A 16,966-nucleotide genomic window follows, 5' to 3' on the forward strand; every position below is an offset into this window, starting at 1 on the left:
AAAATTGATATTCGTTGCATAAAGGAGAGTTTACATGATAGAAAGTAAAGTTGTAGATTCTATTCCAACTTTGAATGAGAATGATTGTCAAATATGGTGGGCAAGAATTTCGGATTTACAATCATGGCATTACAATTTACTAAATAATATAGAGCGAGAGAAAGCAAATTCGTATCATCATTCGGCAGATCGAGCTCGTTTTATAATAGGTTGCGTAATTAGTAGATTAGTTCTCGGCAAGATACTTTCTATGTCACCAGTCCAAGTACCAATTGATCGAATGTGTTCAGTATGTAAATTGCAACATGGTAGACCACAATTACCAGAAGGTATGCCGCAATTATCTGTTTCGCATTCAGGTGAGTGGGTTGTCGTTGCATTTACAAAATCTGCACCTGTTGGCATAGATGTAGAACAAATGAATCCAAATGTAGATGTTATGAAAATGGCAGAAGGTGTATTAACAGACATTGAAATAGCGCAAGTTATGAAACTACCAAATGAACAGAAAATAGAAGGTTTTTTAACATATTGGACTCGAAAAGAAGCGGTGCTGAAAGCGACAGGCGAAGGACTATTGATTCCACCAGTACATATTACAGTATCAGCTCCAAATAATCCTCCAAGATTGTTAGTTTTTAAGGATAAGCAAGAGTTGGCAGATAATACAATGATGGAAGATGTAAGGCCTAGTTTAGATTATATGGCTTCTGTTGCAATATTCAGTAAGGAAGTGACTGAAATTACGCAATTAGACGCGGTAGCACTTTTAAATCTTAAATAAAAAAATTATAGAAGAGGTGTTCCTCATGTTAGTGGCGGAAAATAGAAAGAATGAATTCACTTATAATGTACAAGCAATTAAAAATATTTTATTTTCTGGAGATACATCATCCATTCACGCTTTAGAAAAGCTTTTAAATGATACAGTTCAGTTTGATGTTCTTGAACAAGAGGCACTTGGTAGGCAGTACATTCCGAAAGAAGCAAAGAATTTCTTTGATAAAGATGGAACATTTCTTTACCGTGTATCTAATGTTAGTTATAAAGGTAAGGTTTTATCTGAAAATCTAATTTTTGCAGACACTTCGTTTTTACCGGACGCAATAAAGAGTGAATTAGAGAGTGGAAATATTCCTGTTGAAAAGCTTATAGAAAAGATGGAAGTAAGAAGAAACGTATTATATGAAGGATATCAGCCATCTGGAAATATTATCGAATTGTTTGATGGATGTTCTGTTACAGCGAATGTGTATCCAACTAGAAAGTATCAAATTGTAAGTAACTGCAAATGTGTATTTTATATTTGTGAAGTGTACCATGCAGAGAATATAAAGCAATTACTTAAATAAAAACAAGAAACCAGCCTATAAAATGGCTGGTTTCTTGTTTATTTAACAGCTTCTTTTAATTCTTTACCTGCTTTAAATGCAGGAACTTTACCAGCTGCGATTTGAATTTCTTCGCCAGTTTGCGGATTACGTCCTGTACGAGCAGATCTTTCGCGTACTTCAAAAGTTCCAAATCCGATTAATTGAACTTTATCGCCAGATTGTAATGCATTAGCAATTGTGTCAAATACGGATTGTACAGCTGCAGAAGCGTCCTTTTGAGAAATATCAGCTGATTGTGCTACGTTTTTAATTAATTCTGTTTTGTTCATGTTTTCACCTCATAAAAAAATTTTTGGAATGAATGTTTTAGTATAATAGATAGTAAAGATAAAGCTATCACTATGATTAGAAAGAATACTATATAATTATGTTAATTTCGTTGCAAGAGACTGAATCCCTTCTATTATTTAGGGATTAATTAAGAATCGATGCATATAAAAAGCTTAAGTATGAGGATGAGGGGGAGTATACGAATGATTTTTCGTGAAAAAAATGAGAAGGAAAGTATATTAATTCGTCAACATGATCATGGTTTTTTAGCTGGAGAGATTGCAAAGCATATAAAAGAGGACTTATTTGAAGGTAAAACATATTTAAAAGAAACAGTTGATGCAATATATGAGCATGACAGAGGATGGATAGAGCTTGATAAAGTACCAATTTTGAATGATGCTAAAAATATTCCATATACATTTATGGATTGTCCAAGCCCATTACGTTTTGTTTTTTATACGATTGGTTTGAATGAAATTGAAAATTCTAATCCATACGGGGCATTGCTTTGCAGTAAACATTTTTTATCATTTCCACTAAACGAGGAAGATGAAGAGATGATGTCATTTTATAAACATGAATTAGAACGACAAAAAAGAATTTTGAAAACGTTAACAAAGGAACAGTTTGCGATGTTTGATAAACATTATAGATTATTAAAGTTTTGTGATGAACTTTCTTTATACGTATGTATAAATAAGCCTGGTGTAAAAAAGAAAGATGAAATTGATTTATTTAAAGATGGTTTTGAAGGAACAGAAATGTTTAATAGTAAGGAGGAGAAACTTATTCAAGCTGAATGGGTGGACGAGGAAACAATTCGGATTACACCATTTCCATTTCAAACGGAATTTCATACGTATGTAAAATATAAAACGATAAATAAACATGAAATGAAAGGAAAAGGGATTGCAAAGGCTGATAGAGAATCGGAAATGAAGAAACAAACCATTCGTTTCATACAATAAGGAGGTTATATAAATTGAAAGATTATATATTAAAACAGTGTGATTACCATGCTTGGGCTAATACTAGATTATTCAATCGATTAAAAGAGTTACCAAACTATGAGACAATTTTTAATGAGCAGATACAGAGTGTATTCCCATCCATTAAGGATACTTTTGTGCATATTTATATTACAGATCAAGTGTGGTTACGCATATTGCATGGTAAAAGTATGAATGAAGCAATACAAGACCGAGAAGATTTACGAAAACAAATTGAAACTAAATCGTTACATGAATTAGAAAAAATGTTTGAAAACATGGCCAATCAATATAAAGACTTTTTAATTACAATACAAGACGTGAATGTTGTATTTGCTATTGAGAACCCATATGCAGGGGCATTAGAAACTTCAATTTTAGAGTTAGTACAACATGTCGTAAATCATGGTACATATCATAGAGGAAATATAACAGCGATGATTCGTCAACTTGGTCATTCGTCGACAATGATGGATTTTGTATTGTATTTACATATGGTTAAAAAGCAGGGAGAGTAATATAGTTTGTAAGAAGGAGAGGCTTTAATTATAGAAGTCTCTCCTTCTATTTTACCCCGCTATTTGCCGGGAAGTAAGACCCCCACCTCAAAATTCAGCGGAAGCAAAGAAGTTAGGTGGGGGATGAACTGTCCGTAAAACCCCCACTGATTAAAGTTTCACTTTATTCCGCATTCATGGTAGATCGACTAATTAAAGTTTTACTTTATTTCTTAAGAAGCTTTATTTTCTTGTAATTGCTTAGCGTATTGTACAGCCTTATATGCATTGACTCTACCATTTTTCCAGTACGTACCTGTACCGCTAATTTTATCAGAAGTTGACTCAATAATTTGGCGAATTTGTGTATTGCTATATCCTTGATTTGCTAAAAGAGCAGCGACTCCTGCAACATGAGGTGTTGCCATAGAAGTACCACTTAATGATTGATACGAGCTTCCTTTATAAGTGGAGTATATATTTGAACCTGGTGCTGCAACATCTACCCAGCTACCATAAGTAGAAAATGAAGATTTCTTATCTGATTGATCTGTAGAAGCAACTGCAATCACTTCGCTGTAATAAGCAGGGTAATTAGCTTTTGTATTTCCAGCATTTCCAGCAGCTGCAACTATAACAGAGCCTTTATTCCATGCATATTGAACGGCTTGTTGTAATGCAGTACCACCATTTGAAGCTCCTAAACTCAAACTAATTACTTTTGCACCCGAATCAGCAGCTTCTCGAATACCTTGCGCTACAGCATCAAGAGTACCACTTCCTTGATTATCTAATACGCGGACGGCATAAATTGAAGTTTGTGGGGCAACACCAGCAATTCCGACACTGTTATTTGTAAGTGCTCCAGTAATTCCAGCACAATGTGTACCATGACCATTACCATCATCAGATGTATTGTCGTTATCAACATAATCATGCCCGTAAATAACTTTCGAAGCCAAATCAGGGTGTGAGCCTTGAACTCCTGTATCAATAATAGCTACTTTTACACCAGGATCACTTCGTTGGCTATCCCAAGCTTGTGGAGCTTGAATTTTTTGCAGTCCATATTGATTTTTAAAATATGGGTCGTTTGGAGTCCAAAAGGCGTGAACGTAATAATTCGGTTCTGCATATTCTACATCTGGATTATTTTTATAACTCTTTATTTTTTCTTTTACAGTACCTTTTGAAAATTGAACGACTTCAAAACCTAACTTATCATCTTTAGATAAGACATTAGCTCCGACAGATTTATGAAAAGATTGCACATTACTTAAAGATGCATTTTGCTTGAACTTAACGATTAATTGGTTAGGAACGTAATCAGTAGATGATGTTTCAGCGCTTGAAGTATTTGTGTTAAAGAAGAAACCACCAATAATAAACGATAAAACAGATAGGAAAACAATGATTTTGTTTTTCAAAAGATTTTTCCTCCCTTTTCTTGGATGAGTTTTTCAGCGACTCTTTAATGTCGCATTCCTTTTCAACTATATAGTTAGACCATACGATTTATGACATTTATGTGAAAAACTTTTGGAGGAATAAAAAGGAGTAAACATTGATATAAATATATTTTTAATGATAGTAATTAAGTAAAAGAGGGGATGAAAAAAGGAATGCTCATTATGTATGAGTCATTCCTTTATTATTGATTAACTTGCCTGTTTTTTATGATTTTCTTTTAATTTCTCTGCTTGTAAAAAGCGATTCGTTTCAGCGACAACAATACTACTTAATCCAATTAGACCAATTAAGTTTGGAATTGCCATAAGTCCATTTGCAATATCCGCAAATGTCCATACGATGCCTAATTTTAAATTCGCACCAATAGCAATCATGATGATAAAGATTGCTTTATAATATTTAACAGCACTTTCTCCGAATAAATAAGCTACACATTTTTCTCCATAATACGACCAGCCTAAAATAGTAGAGTAGGCAAATAAAATAATTGCGATACCGAGAATCATACTACCAGCAGTACCGAATACAGATTGGAATGCAAGTGTTGTAGCTTCAACGCCAGTTTTACCTGATTTCCATGCACCTGTTGTAATTAATACAAGTCCTGTAATTGTACATACAATAAACGTATCTAGAAAAGTACCGGTCATAGAAACTAATGCTTGCTTTGCAGGTGAATCTGTTTTTGCAGCCGCCGCGGCAATAGGGGCACTCCCTAAACCAGCCTCGTTCGCAAATACACCGCGCGCCATTCCGATTTGAATAGCTGATGCAACTGTTGCTCCGATAAAACCACCAGCAGCTGCAGTACCAGTAAATGCACCAGAAAAAATAAGTGAAAATGCTTCTGGAATTTGATCGTAGTGATAGAAAATAATAATAAGGCCAGCAATGATATAAAAGAAAGCTTTAATAGGAACGATATATCCTGTCACTTTCCCGATTTTTTTAACTCCGCCTAAAATAACAATAGCGATTAAAAACGACATTAATATACCAGTTAGAGCAGGGGGGAAAGAGAAATTAATTCGCATTGCCTCTGCAACTGAGTTAGATTGCACCATATTACCGATACCGAAAGAAGCAGTTGTACCGAATATGGCGAATAAAACAGCAAGCCATTTCTTTCCTAAACCACGTTCTAAATAGTACATTGGTCCACCCGAATATTCGCCATTTTCATTACTAACACGGTATTTCACCGCAAGAATTGCTTCGGCATACTTTGTTGCCATCCCGAACAAAGCAGTAATCCACATCCAAAAGATTGCACCGGGACCACCGATTGTCACAGCTGTTGCAACACCAGCGATATTTCCCATACCAATCGTTGCGGCCATAGCTGTCATAAGTGCTTGGAAGTGACTAATATCTCCAGAAGAAGAGGTATCTTCTGATTTTTTAAATGGTAGTTTGTGAGCGTATAATAGTTTACTAAACTGTAAACCTTTTAAACGCACTGTGAGAATGACACCAGTTCCAACGAGTAACAACAACGTTGGTAGTCCCCACACATAGTGATTGATTTGTTCTAACACTTTACTTACTGTCTCCATCTGTATTCTCCTTTTTTAGAAAAAAATAAAAACCACTTCAAGTAAATGAAATGGTCTCTGGAGAAACAAGGGATAGAAAAATAAACCGATACAAATCGGCATTTTCTTTCGCTTGTCTCTGTCCTTTTACCTGAGAGATTATCCGCTAAAGTAGCGGATTTGCTCCTTCGGTGCTCGTTTTCCTCCGCGCCCTATGAAAGCGAGAGGGAGTCTCTCCAGAGATTCGTCCCCATGCAGTTCTACTTGTAACCAAGACCTGAGAGTTTCAAAGTTGGTATAACAACTTTTTGCCCCGTCGGTAGATCAATAGACCTTCTCCTGAATGGTTCATCCGAATTATAAAATTTATAAACACATTGATTGTAAATCAATAAAAACATTATAGACAGACAAATTGTGAATTGCAATCATTTTTTATTTTAAAATAGTAAATAGTTTTATTTTTTTGCAAGTCCTAATTTATCTTCAACTTCATTTAAAGTAGATAAAGCGATGACAATATGTTGATCTGCAAGTCCTAAAGCATGTTTTGTTTTTTCAATAGTTTCATTGGTTGGAGTAGAGTTATTTGCTCCGTCTATAATAAAATTTGCTGCATTTTTCATGAAGTTTGATGCGGATTTAAACTGGGTTGTGAATTGAATTAGTTGTTTTTGTATATCTATATCTGTTATGTTTTCTTCAATTTTAAGTGTGTCTATTTCGTCCATAATTGTTTCATACTGCTTGGAAACAGCATTCATTGTAACTAATAGTTTATTTCGATCTACTGAATCCCCATTCGTGTTAATCTCTTCCCAGACAGGCAACCAATCTTTTTCGATGATTTCATTATAATTAGTAGTCAATTCATTAATTTTAGGTTGTAATTTAGTTTTGAAAGATTTTGTCTCCGCTGTTTCTACAGTTGCTTTTTCGTTGTTATTTTTAATATTAGTAACATAGAAAATCGTACCGAAAATGATGAAAATAGAAATAATAACTGTCCATTTAGTCAAAAGTAATTTCTGCAATATGTAACGCCTCCAAAATTTAAAAACTTATAATTATAATATATAACAATAATGTTGTTTAAAGTAGAGAAAATTGGTTAGAAATGATTTAAATTATATCTTTTCAATACATAAATAATTAAAGTTAGTAAAATGATGAAAGTAATATGTGAGAAAAGAGGGTTTTTAGTGAAAATGAATAGAAGAAAACTAGTTTCAAATATTTCAATGGCTATGTTATTAGTCGGTTTAATTGCATTCATATTTATGAATAAAGAATCTAAAATTAAAGGTTTTCCAGTACCAATGTCAGCAATTCATATTAACGATGATAAGGAAGAGGATTATAAATATATAAGTGTAATGCCTATTACAAAGGCAAGTGGATGGGAGAACTTAGGGGAAAACGGGCATACTGTTAGTTTTAAAAAAGGAGAGCGGAAGGTAACTGTATTACATTATCCAGGAGAAATTACGTATTCTATATTTGAAAAATAATTGATGATCAAAGAGATAGGGAGTAGATGATATTGTAGGATTGTTTACTTCCTATCTTTTTTGGTTTTTAATTCTGAATTGTTTGAATTAAAATTATTATGCGTATAGAATAAAATAGTATTTCTTATGAAAATGAGTGGATAGTTTACCAAGTATAAAAAATAGGATGTTTTATTGAATGATATAGACAATCAGTAATATATAATTATGTTATGTAAACTATAAGCAGGATAAGAAAGCAAAGCAAGAGATTTTAATTTTTATATTTTAGATGTATTTTTACCCGGTAAGTATTCCGGTAATCAACTTACAACATTTACGGAGGGCATCAAATTTCGAGTAAGTAATGGAGTTGATAACAAAAAAATTAACGTTTGTGTATATGGAAAAATAGAAAGTATGGCGAGTGGGAAATGGATCGGATCATAAGGGGGAATTAAAAATGTTACTAAAAACAATCTACTGTAAGGTGGAAGAAGAGAAAAAAGAATTGTTTTCCAGTGCGCAAGAAAAATGGCGTGATATACAGCACCTAGATGGTTTTCATGGACAATTTGGTGGATGGAATGAAGATGAGGCATGTGTATTTACTTTATGGGAAGATAGAAGTACATATCAATCCTTTATGAATGGTGCTCACGATACAATTTATTTAAATAGTAATCAAGAGGATACGCTTCTTTCATGTGAAATTGAATTATTTCAAACGTTGTATGATATAACTGATATGCATTTGAAAGACGTTGTAATAGAGGGAGCATTCGTAAGAGTTGCTATATGTGATGTAAAGTTGGAAAAGGAAAAGCATTTTTTACATAAGCAAGAAATAATTTGGAATAAAGGAATGGAAAAAGCAAAAGGAATGCTAGGTGGAGTAGTTGGGAAGTCTTTAAAAAATGAAAATCGTTACATAGTGTTAACGTATTGGAAAGATGAAATAGCGCACCAACATTATGTGGAAGAGATTTTCCCAGATTTATATAAACTAGCTAATATTCATGAAGACATAGAAAAGATAAAAGGAAAACAAGCTGTATGTAAGGAAGAATGGCTTGTATATTAAACGCTGAAAAAGTGCATAAATGAATGTATAATAAAGATATTTTCTTATAAACAAGTAATTAATAGAAGACGTTATATACCCTTTCATGTTAATATATTTAAGTTATAATAGGAGGCTTACCCTTTTGTATTGTACGGTAGAAGCAGTGTGAGCTTGAAATTTTTTTAGAAAAGGATGTGCCTAATTTGCGTATCAATAAATTTATTAGTGAAGCTGGAAAAGCGTCTCGACGTGGAGCGGATAAACTAATTAATGAGAGAAGAGTAATTATTAACGGTAAGGTTGCAAAAATTGGTGACCAAGTGAACCCAGGTGATGATGTACGAGTAAATGGAGAGCAGCTTCGAATTGCTCGAGATCACGTATATATCGCTTTAAATAAACCAGTAGGTATTACATGTACGAGTGAAAAAGCTGTAAAAGGTAATATTATCGATTTAGTGAATCATCCTTTACGAATTAGTCACATTGGACGTCTTGATAAAGACTCAGACGGTTTAATTTTGTTAACGAATGATGGTGATATTGTTAATGAAATTTTACGTGCTGAAAACAAACATGAGAAAGAATATATCGTTTCAGTAGATAAGCCAATTACTCCTGATTTCTTAGAGAAAATGGCAGCGGGTGTTAAAATTCTAGGTACAAAAACACTTCCTTGTGAGATCACACAGTTATCAAAATATGAGTTCCAAATTATTTTAACACAAGGGCTAAATCGCCAAATTCGCCGTATGTGTGAAGCTTTAGGTTATCAAGTATACACGTTAAAACGTACGAGAATTATGAATATCGAATTGAATAATTTACCAGTTGGACAGTGGAGGGATTTAACGAAGAAAGAGAAAAGACGTCTATTTGCAGACTTAAATTACGAACCACAAGATTGGTAAAATTGTGAAGTGAAACCAAAAAAATTTGGTTTCACTTTTTTAAATTAAATAAATAATTTTTTTAAACACTTGCAAAAATAAAATGAATAAGATATATTAAATAACAATAAATGGATGTTTTACAAAAAGCAAAGAAAAGGACACGAGTTATTTTACCCGGTTATACAGAGAAGGAAGGAAAGCTGAGAACTTCCTAACGCAGAAAAATAACTTACCACCTTAGAGCTGCACTAGGGAAATTAAGTATCTAGTGCCGTGTATGCGACGTTATCGCAAAAGAAGCCATTATGTTTTTTGTGATGGGAATCTGGGTGGAACCACGGATATAAGCATATTCGTCCCTATATTTAGGGATGAATATGCTTTTTTGCATTCAATTTCATAATAAGCGAAGAAAAGGACACGAGTTATTTTACCCGGTTATACAGAGAAGGAAGGAAAGCTGAGAACTTCCTAACGCAGAAAAATAACTTACCACCTTAGAGCTGCACTGGGGAAATTAAGTATCTAGTGCCGTATAAACGACGTTACCGTAAAAGAAGCCATTGTTTGTTTACAATGGGAATCTGGGTGGAACCACGGGTATAAGCACGCTCGTCCCTATTTTAGGGATGAGTGTGCTTTTTATTATGAAATGGAGAGATGAAAAATGAAAGAACAAATGATTGAAATTAAATTTCCAGATGGTAGCGTGAAAGAATTTGGAAAAGGAATTACTTTAGAAGAAATTGCGGGATCCATTAGCAGTAGTTTGAAAAAGAAAGCAGTCGCGGGGAAAGTAAATGATGGGTTATATGATTTACGCGGGAATATTGAAGAAAATGCGGAAGTAGAAATCATTACTATAGATTCAAATGAAGGTGTAGAAATTGCAAGACACTCTGCGGCACATATTTTAGCGCAAGCTGTAAAAAGATTGTATGGTGATATAAATCTTGGAGTAGGGCCTGTTATTGAAAATGGATTTTATTATGATATGGATCTTCCAAGTAGTGTAAACGTAGAAGATTTACGAAAAATCGAAAAAGAAATGAAAAAGATTATAAATGAAAATATAAAGATAGAACGAGTTGAGGTTTCTCGAGAAGAAGCAGCTAAACTGTTTCAAGAAATAGATGATAGTTTGAAATTAGAACTTTTAGAAGCGATTCCTAGTGGGGAAAGTGTAACACTATATAAACAAGGTGAATTTGTAGATTTATGTAGAGGACCACATTTACCATCTACAGGTTATTTGAAAGCATTTCAATTAACTCACGTTTCCGGTGCATATTGGCGAGGTGATAGTAATAACCAAGTGCTTCAGCGTATATATGGTGTTGCATACTCTTCTCAAAAAGAATTAGAAGAGTATTTACATTTCGTTGAAGAAGCAGCAAAAAGAAATCATCGTAAGTTGGGAAGTGAGCTTGAGTTATTTATGTTTTCTGAAGAGGCTCCAGGGATGCCGTTTTATTTACCGAAAGGACAAATGATTCGAAACGAATTGGAAGCATTTTTAAGAGGAATTCAAAAAGAGTACAATTATCAAGAAGTACGCACTCCGTTCATGATGAACCAAGAAGTATGGGAGAGATCAGGGCACTGGGGACATTATAAAGATAATATGTATTTCTCTGAAGTAGATAATAAAAGTTTTGCATTAAAACCGATGAACTGCCCAGGGCACATGCTTATGTTTAAAAATAAATTGCATTCTTATCGTGAATTACCGATTCGTATGTGTGAATTTGGTCAAGTGCATCGTCATGAATTTAGTGGTGCGTTAAACGGATTATTAAGAGTACGTACTTTCTGCCAAGATGATGCACATTTATTTGTAACTCCAAAACAAATTGAAGATGAAATTAAATCCGTAATGGCGCAAATTGATTACGTATATAAAACTTTTGGATTCGAATATGAAGTAGAGCTTTCTACTCGTCCAGAAGATTCAATGGGTGATGATAAATTATGGGAGCAAGCAGAAGCAGCATTAGAAAATGTATTACAATCGCTAAATTATAAATATAGACTAAATGAAGGTGACGGTGCATTTTACGGGCCGAAAATTGATTTTCATATTAAAGATGCTTTAAATAGAAGTCACCAGTGTGGAACAATCCAGCTTGATTTCCAAATGCCAGAGAAATTTGATTTAAATTATATAGATGAAAATAATGATAAGAAAAGACCAGTTGTTATTCACAGGGCAGTTTTAGGGTCATTAGATCGCTTTTTAGCAATATTAATTGAGCACTTTGGAGGTGCGTTCCCGGCATGGGTGGCACCAGTTCAAGTGAAAGTAATTCCAGTTTCAAATGCAGTACATGAACAATATTGCAGTGAGGTTGCACATAAATTAGCACAAGCTGGAGTTCGTGTTGAACAGGATGCACGTGATGAAAAATTAGGATATAAAATAAGAGAAGCACAAATGCAAAAAGTACCGTATGTTCTTGTTATTGGGGATAAGGAAATGGAAAGCGGAGCTGTAAATGTACGTAAATATGCGGAAGAGAAGTCAGAAGTTGTTGAGATAGATGTATTTGTGGCAACTATTGAAGAAGAAATAAAGAATAGAAAATATTGATTGTAAAAAAGCACACTATTAGAAATTAGTGTGTTTTCTTTTTTATCTTACAAAAATGTAAGGTAAATGTAAGCGAAATCGAGGGAACGAGTTGTAGAAAAATGAGAATATGAAGTAGGAAATAGGTTCATATTACGGGTGTAACTCTTATTGAATGAATAATTAAAAAATTATTAAGGATTTACATGACAAAAAGATAAGAAATATGTGAGAAATTGATTTTATACAAAAGGGATGGAGTGAAAGAGATGTCAACAAATGTAGTTACTGTAGAAAGTGTAGAAAAAACGTATGGGAAAAGAAATGAGAATCAGTCAAAAGCATTAAGGGGTGTGTCATTAAGTATTAAAGAAGGGGAATTTGTCGGGATCATGGGACCTTCTGGGTCTGGAAAAACAACTTTACTGAATGTGATTAGTACATTGGATCAAGCGACAGGTGGTAGTGTGACGATAGCTGGTACAAATATTACTTCTATGAAGGGCAATGCGTTATCTGATTTTCGCTCTCAAAAATTAGGTTTCATTTTTCAAGATTTTAATCTTCTAGAAAACTTATCAATTTATGAAAATATAGCTTTACCACTTTCTTTGCAAGGCGTACCATCAAGTGAGATTACTGGAAAGGTAAATGACGTTGCGAAGAAATTAGGAATCACTGAAATTTTAACAAAATATCCGACGGCTGTTTCTGGTGGTCAAAAACAAAGAACAGCGGCGGCACGAGCTTTAGTACATAATCCGGCAATTGTATTAGCAGATGAACCAACAGGAGCGCTTGATAGTAAAAACGCAAAAAGTTTATTAGAAGCGATGCAAGATTTACATGAAAATCACAATGTAAGTATTTTAATGGTTACACACGATGCATTTAGTGCAAGTTATTGTGAGCGTATTTTATTTATTCAAGATGGTCTTCTTTATAAAGAATTAAATCGTCAAGGCACTCGAGAGAATTTCTATCAAGACATTTTAGGTGTGCTCGCTCATATGGGCTCAGCTGCTGAGTCTAAGTAGGGGGCGAAACTATGTTATTTAAATTATCACGTCATAGTATGAAAAAGATGTTAAAAGATTATATGGTTTTACTTATTGGTCTCGTTATTAGTATTAGTATTTTCTACATGTTCCAAACGATGGCGATGAATAGTGAATTTACGAAAGATAATAGCCTAATTAGTAGTATTAGACTCGTCTTTTGGGTAGGTGCAATACTATTATCTTTCATTACTGTATTTTATATTATATATGCCAACTCTTTCTTGCTCACGTTAAGAAGAAAAGAACTCGGTATGTACATGATGCTTGGTGCGAAAAAGAAAAAAGTAGCACAGTTATTATTTATTGAAACATTCGGTATGGGGATTGTAAGTATTATTATCGGTATTGTAGTAGGGATGTTACTTGCAAGTGTAGCAGGAAACTTTTTAATGAATGGAATGGAAATTTCAGCAAAAGGTAGTTACGCATCTGTATACACACCAGCAATTTTAGTTACAGCTATTTTCTTCTTAATACTATTTTTCATTACTGGCTTAATGAACAGCGTCCGATTGTTACGTAAAACTGAACTAGAGTTAATTCGTGAAGATGAAACACTAGATGAAGTGAAGAAAAGTAAAACTCGCATTATTATAATGACAGTACTTGGTGTATTACTGGTAAGTACAGGGTACTATTTTATGATCAATGTAAAAATATATGCTGAATTAGGTTTTATTATAGCAACCATCGTTACAACACTTGGAACATATTTTATCTTTAGTTCATTACTCCCATTTTTTGTGATGAAAATTAAGGGGAATAAAAAACGAAATGAAACTGGTCTAAATAGTTTTACATATGCACAGCTACGCTTTCGAGTAAATAGTTTATCGAGAGTATTAGGTACTGTAGCAATGTTAATTGCATTAGGCGCAGGTGCGATGACGGCAGGTATGGCGTTCCAAAAAAATGTAGGTATTATGACAGACTTTTCTCGTGTATATGATGTCGTAATTCATGATCCGAATGATCAAGATAAAGCAGCTTTAAAAGAAATGGAAATTGTTGAAGAAAGCAAGTACAAATATAAAGTAGATGGAGAAGCGGTTTATTATTTACGTAACGACTTAACTGCGAAACCACCACTTGTTTCAGACCATTTTGATACAAAAACGTTAAAAGAGCCTGTTCGTAAACGTGTGACTGAGCCTTTAACTGAACCTGTCTATTCTGCTTTGGAAGCTCCCGAAGCAGCGAATAAGTTTCCTCCCATGCCAAAAGATTGGGAAGATGCAGTTGTAAGAGAAATACAAATTACACATAATCAATTTAACGGAAAACCGGTAAGAATTGCAGATGAGGAGCATTATAAAGGGATTCAAGGAACAGAACACACTGTAACATTAGCAAAAGTAGATGATATGAAAAAATATAAACCGTTATTAATCGAAATAGACAAGAGACAAAAAGAACAAATTGAAAAAGCAACAGGTGCAAAAGTAGACTTATTTACGAAAATGACAATTTATCAGTTTATGAACAGCTTCATGAGCGGAACAATGTTTATGGGATTTTTCCTCGGAATTGCCTTTTTAGCAATGATGGCAAGTTCCCTTATGTTCAAAATATTAACAGGTGCTTCTCGCGACGTACGCCGTTATGAAATGTTACGAAAAATCGGTGTGAGACGCAGTATGTTAACGAAAAGTATATATAAAGAAATTTCATATTTATTTATCTTCCCAGCGATCATTGGCATTTCCCACGTATTAGTAGGGCTTAACTTATTCAGCTTTATATTAGTTGACCCGTTTGTAAAAGTATGGGTGCCGATAGGGATCTTCTTAGTCATTTATTTCATGTATTACTGGATAACTGTTCAACTTTATAAAGGTATGGTAATGCCGAAAGAAGAGGTAGCTAAATAGTTTATGAAAAGAGTCCTTGTGTTGAAAGTAGGGGCTCTTTTTTATGTTTTTTATAAAGAAGGAAAAGATTGGATAATGGTCGAAAAATACAATGTAACTTCCAAGAAATGACTAAAGTAATACTGTTTTGTCGAGAGAAAGGATACGAATTATGAAAGAAATGCTACAGTTATTTCGCAACAAAGTGTATGCACGTTTTTTCTAGCAAATATTTTAGAGCGACTCGGTTCTATGATTGCTGGAATGTCTTTAATGTTTTACTTGTTAGATCAATACGGAAAACAACCAGTTTACGCAACGATGACACAAATTATGATTGCATTACCTGCATTAATCTTTTTTCTATTAGTAGGGACAGTAGTGGATCGATTTGATAGACAACGTATTTGCATGGCAAGTAACATATGTTGTTCTCTCTGTAATATTGGAATCCTAATTTCGCTTTATTACGGGATGATTTTACTTGTCTTTATATTTTTATTTTTGGAAAATGCATGTATACAATTTTTCTCTCCATCAGAACAATCGATGATACAGGGAGTAGTTGAATCAGACCAATATGGTGCAGCAGCGGGTATTAATCAAATGGAAAATGGTTTGTATGCTTTGTTTGGTGTAGGAATTGCAACGATAGTGTACTGGACTTTTGGAATTTACGGGAGCATTTTAGTAAATACACTCACTTTTATTATGAGTGGTATTTTGATTCAAACGATCTTCATTCCAGAAAAAGTTCGTTTACCAAATGGTAGAACAAAATGGAAAGAAGTTAATTTGAAGATGTTAATAACGGAGTTTAAAGAAGGGATTAGGTATATCCCAAAATGAAAATTTAAAAAAATTACTTTTGGGATTTATCGTATTTGGTTGATTATTTTTTGTTACGTGTTTATACCCAGCTATTTTACCAAGTGGGAAAAAGCGAATTCAAGGTGTGGTTGAAGAGAATTATTTTTCTGAATATTCCTTCTTGTATAAAGGGGTAATAGGTATGTTGATGCGAACTGCTAAGTGGTGTGGGATTACTTGTTTACAATTATTAGCTGCAATTCTATGTATAATCTGTTTAGGTGCGCTCCCTCGATTATTTAAGGGATTGCAAATTGATTTAATTGGTTTTTGGAACACGATTGTGTTTATTGGAGGAAAGTTACTCCAACCTTGGGAAATTACATATGGATTTCGAGATTCGAGGAAATTATTTCCGCAAATATGGATTCATTATTTAGAGACAATGTTTGTATTTATTTCGACATTTTTACTGTCATTACTTATTGCGTATGTTCTCGTTGTGTGGGTATTACAACGGTCTCAATCAAAGCAACGAATGTGGAATGGGATTTTTGTCGTACTTGAAAGCATCCCAGATATTTTAATAATTTTATTATCGCAACTTCTAGTCGTAATAATCTTTCAAAAGACAGGCTTTATGCCAGTGAAACTGGCGGGGATTGGGGAGGAAAGGGCTCGCCTATTGCCAATAATATGTCTAACTTTGCCTACAACACTATTATTTATTAAGCTACTACTGTTACGTTTCAGAGAAGAATTAGAGAAAGATTATAGTATATTTGCTAAAAGTAAAGGGCTTAGTTTACGACATATTTTAACAAATCACATTTCAAGAAATGTTTTGTTAACAACAATCTATTATGCAAAAACAAATATTTTATTTATGTTATCAAATTTATATATTATTGAATGGATATTTAATACGTACGGTATGTTTGTTTTTGTAAAAGAAAATTCGAAATTAGAAATATTTACAGTAAGTTTAATTATATTATACGTACCGCTTTTTATACTATTTCGTTTATTACATACGTTTTTACAAAATGTAATAAAGGAGCGTGTTTAG

15 protein-coding genes, 1 pseudogene, 1 riboswitch and 2 other annotated features are annotated in these 16,966 nt (G+C 33.6%); of the genes and pseudogenes, 12 read left to right on the forward strand and 4 right to left on the reverse strand.

Annotation, left to right across the window (positions count from 1 at the left end; genetic code table 11):
• The first annotated feature begins 34 nt into the window (after positions 1 to 34).
• Both sfp and C4S65_RS20860 read left to right on the forward strand, forming a co-directional pair.
• On the forward strand, positions 35 to 784 hold the full coding sequence (gene sfp, locus C4S65_RS20855) for a 4'-phosphopantetheinyl transferase Sfp (protein WP_000573013.1): 750 nt from the start codon (positions 35 to 37) through the stop codon (positions 782 to 784).
• Between the two features lie 25 nt (positions 785 to 809).
• Positions 810 to 1,352: a hypothetical protein gene (locus C4S65_RS20860; RefSeq protein WP_000959126.1), complete on the forward strand. Its 543-nt coding sequence runs from the start codon at positions 810 to 812 to the stop codon at positions 1,350 to 1,352.
• Between the two features lie 38 nt (positions 1,353 to 1,390).
• On the opposite strand, the gene C4S65_RS20865 is transcribed toward C4S65_RS20860, so the two are convergent.
• A complete protein-coding gene (locus tag C4S65_RS20865) occupies positions 1,391 to 1,663 on the reverse strand; it encodes an HU family DNA-binding protein (protein ID WP_001043905.1) in 273 nt (90 codons plus the stop codon).
• Between the two features lie 204 nt (positions 1,664 to 1,867).
• Between C4S65_RS20865 and C4S65_RS20870 the strand changes: the two genes are divergently transcribed.
• Positions 1,868 to 2,635, forward strand: coding sequence for a DUF3891 family protein (locus tag C4S65_RS20870; RefSeq protein WP_103945417.1), 768 nt, complete (start codon positions 1,868 to 1,870; stop codon positions 2,633 to 2,635).
• A gap of 14 nt (positions 2,636 to 2,649) precedes the next feature.
• Complete coding sequence (locus C4S65_RS20875; protein ID WP_061667001.1) at positions 2,650 to 3,174, forward strand: DinB family protein; 525 nt, start codon at positions 2,650 to 2,652, stop codon at positions 3,172 to 3,174.
• Positions 3,175 to 3,386: 212 nt separating this feature from the next.
• Here C4S65_RS20875 and C4S65_RS20880 read toward each other — a convergent pair whose 3' ends face one another.
• From C4S65_RS20880 to C4S65_RS20890, 3 genes are all read right to left on the reverse strand, one after another.
• Positions 3,387 to 4,580: a S8 family peptidase gene (locus tag C4S65_RS20880; RefSeq protein ID WP_000790933.1), complete on the reverse strand. Its 1,194-nt coding sequence runs from the start codon at positions 4,578 to 4,580 to the stop codon at positions 3,387 to 3,389.
• A gap of 231 nt (positions 4,581 to 4,811) precedes the next feature.
• Complete coding sequence (locus C4S65_RS20885; RefSeq protein WP_103945418.1) at positions 4,812 to 6,179, reverse strand: sodium:alanine symporter family protein; 1,368 nt, start codon at positions 6,177 to 6,179, stop codon at positions 4,812 to 4,814.
• A gap of 108 nt (positions 6,180 to 6,287) precedes the next feature.
• Positions 6,288 to 6,408: riboswitch (glycine riboswitch) on the reverse strand.
• Positions 6,409 to 6,616: 208 nt separating this feature from the next.
• Positions 6,617 to 7,192, reverse strand: coding sequence for a hypothetical protein (locus C4S65_RS20890; protein WP_001170907.1), 576 nt, complete (start codon positions 7,190 to 7,192; stop codon positions 6,617 to 6,619).
• 132 nt (positions 7,193 to 7,324) lie between these two features.
• Between C4S65_RS20890 and C4S65_RS20895 the strand changes: the two genes are divergently transcribed.
• From C4S65_RS20895 to C4S65_RS20930, 8 genes and pseudogenes are all read left to right on the forward strand, one after another.
• Positions 7,325 to 7,669 (forward strand): hypothetical protein, encoded by a 345-nt coding sequence (locus tag C4S65_RS20895; protein ID WP_003306988.1) that lies wholly within the window; start codon positions 7,325 to 7,327, stop codon positions 7,667 to 7,669.
• Positions 7,670 to 8,111: 442 nt separating this feature from the next.
• A complete protein-coding gene (locus C4S65_RS20900) occupies positions 8,112 to 8,732 on the forward strand; it encodes a YdbC family protein (RefSeq protein WP_061667004.1) in 621 nt (206 codons plus the stop codon).
• A 185-nt stretch (positions 8,733 to 8,917) separates the two neighbouring features.
• Entirely contained in the window at positions 8,918 to 9,625 is a 708-nt protein-coding gene (gene rluF / locus C4S65_RS20905) for a 23S rRNA pseudouridine(2604) synthase RluF (protein WP_001222160.1), read from the forward strand.
• Positions 9,626 to 9,747: 122 nt separating this feature from the next.
• Positions 9,748 to 9,971 (forward strand) — a binding site (T-box leader).
• A 36-nt stretch (positions 9,972 to 10,007) separates the two neighbouring features.
• Positions 10,008 to 10,230, forward strand: a binding site (T-box leader).
• A 44-nt stretch (positions 10,231 to 10,274) separates the two neighbouring features.
• Positions 10,275 to 12,197, forward strand: a complete 1,923-nt coding sequence (gene thrS / locus C4S65_RS20910) for a threonine--tRNA ligase (protein ID WP_098013688.1) — start codon at positions 10,275 to 10,277, stop codon at positions 12,195 to 12,197.
• Between the two features lie 248 nt (positions 12,198 to 12,445).
• The gene (locus C4S65_RS20915; protein ID WP_000106426.1) at positions 12,446 to 13,213 is read left to right on the forward strand and encodes an ABC transporter ATP-binding protein; all 768 of its coding nucleotides are present in this window, start codon (positions 12,446 to 12,448) and stop codon (positions 13,211 to 13,213) included.
• 11 nt (positions 13,214 to 13,224) lie between these two features.
• Positions 13,225 to 15,108 carry an FtsX-like permease family protein gene (locus C4S65_RS20920; RefSeq protein WP_098838372.1) on the forward strand — a complete coding sequence of 628 codons (1,884 nt, stop codon included), beginning with the start codon at positions 13,225 to 13,227 and terminating at the stop codon, positions 15,106 to 15,108.
• 151 nt (positions 15,109 to 15,259) lie between these two features.
• Positions 15,260 to 15,976, forward strand: a pseudogene (locus tag C4S65_RS20925) (MFS transporter); the annotation flags it as partial.
• A gap of 123 nt (positions 15,977 to 16,099) precedes the next feature.
• Positions 16,100 to 16,966, forward strand: coding sequence for an ABC transporter permease subunit (locus tag C4S65_RS20930; protein ID WP_140337727.1), 867 nt, complete (start codon positions 16,100 to 16,102; stop codon positions 16,964 to 16,966).

Source organism: Bacillus sp. ok061, from assembly GCF_900108285.1.
Classification (GTDB): Bacteria; Bacillota; Bacilli; order Bacillales; family Bacillaceae_G; genus Bacillus_A; species Bacillus_A thuringiensis_S.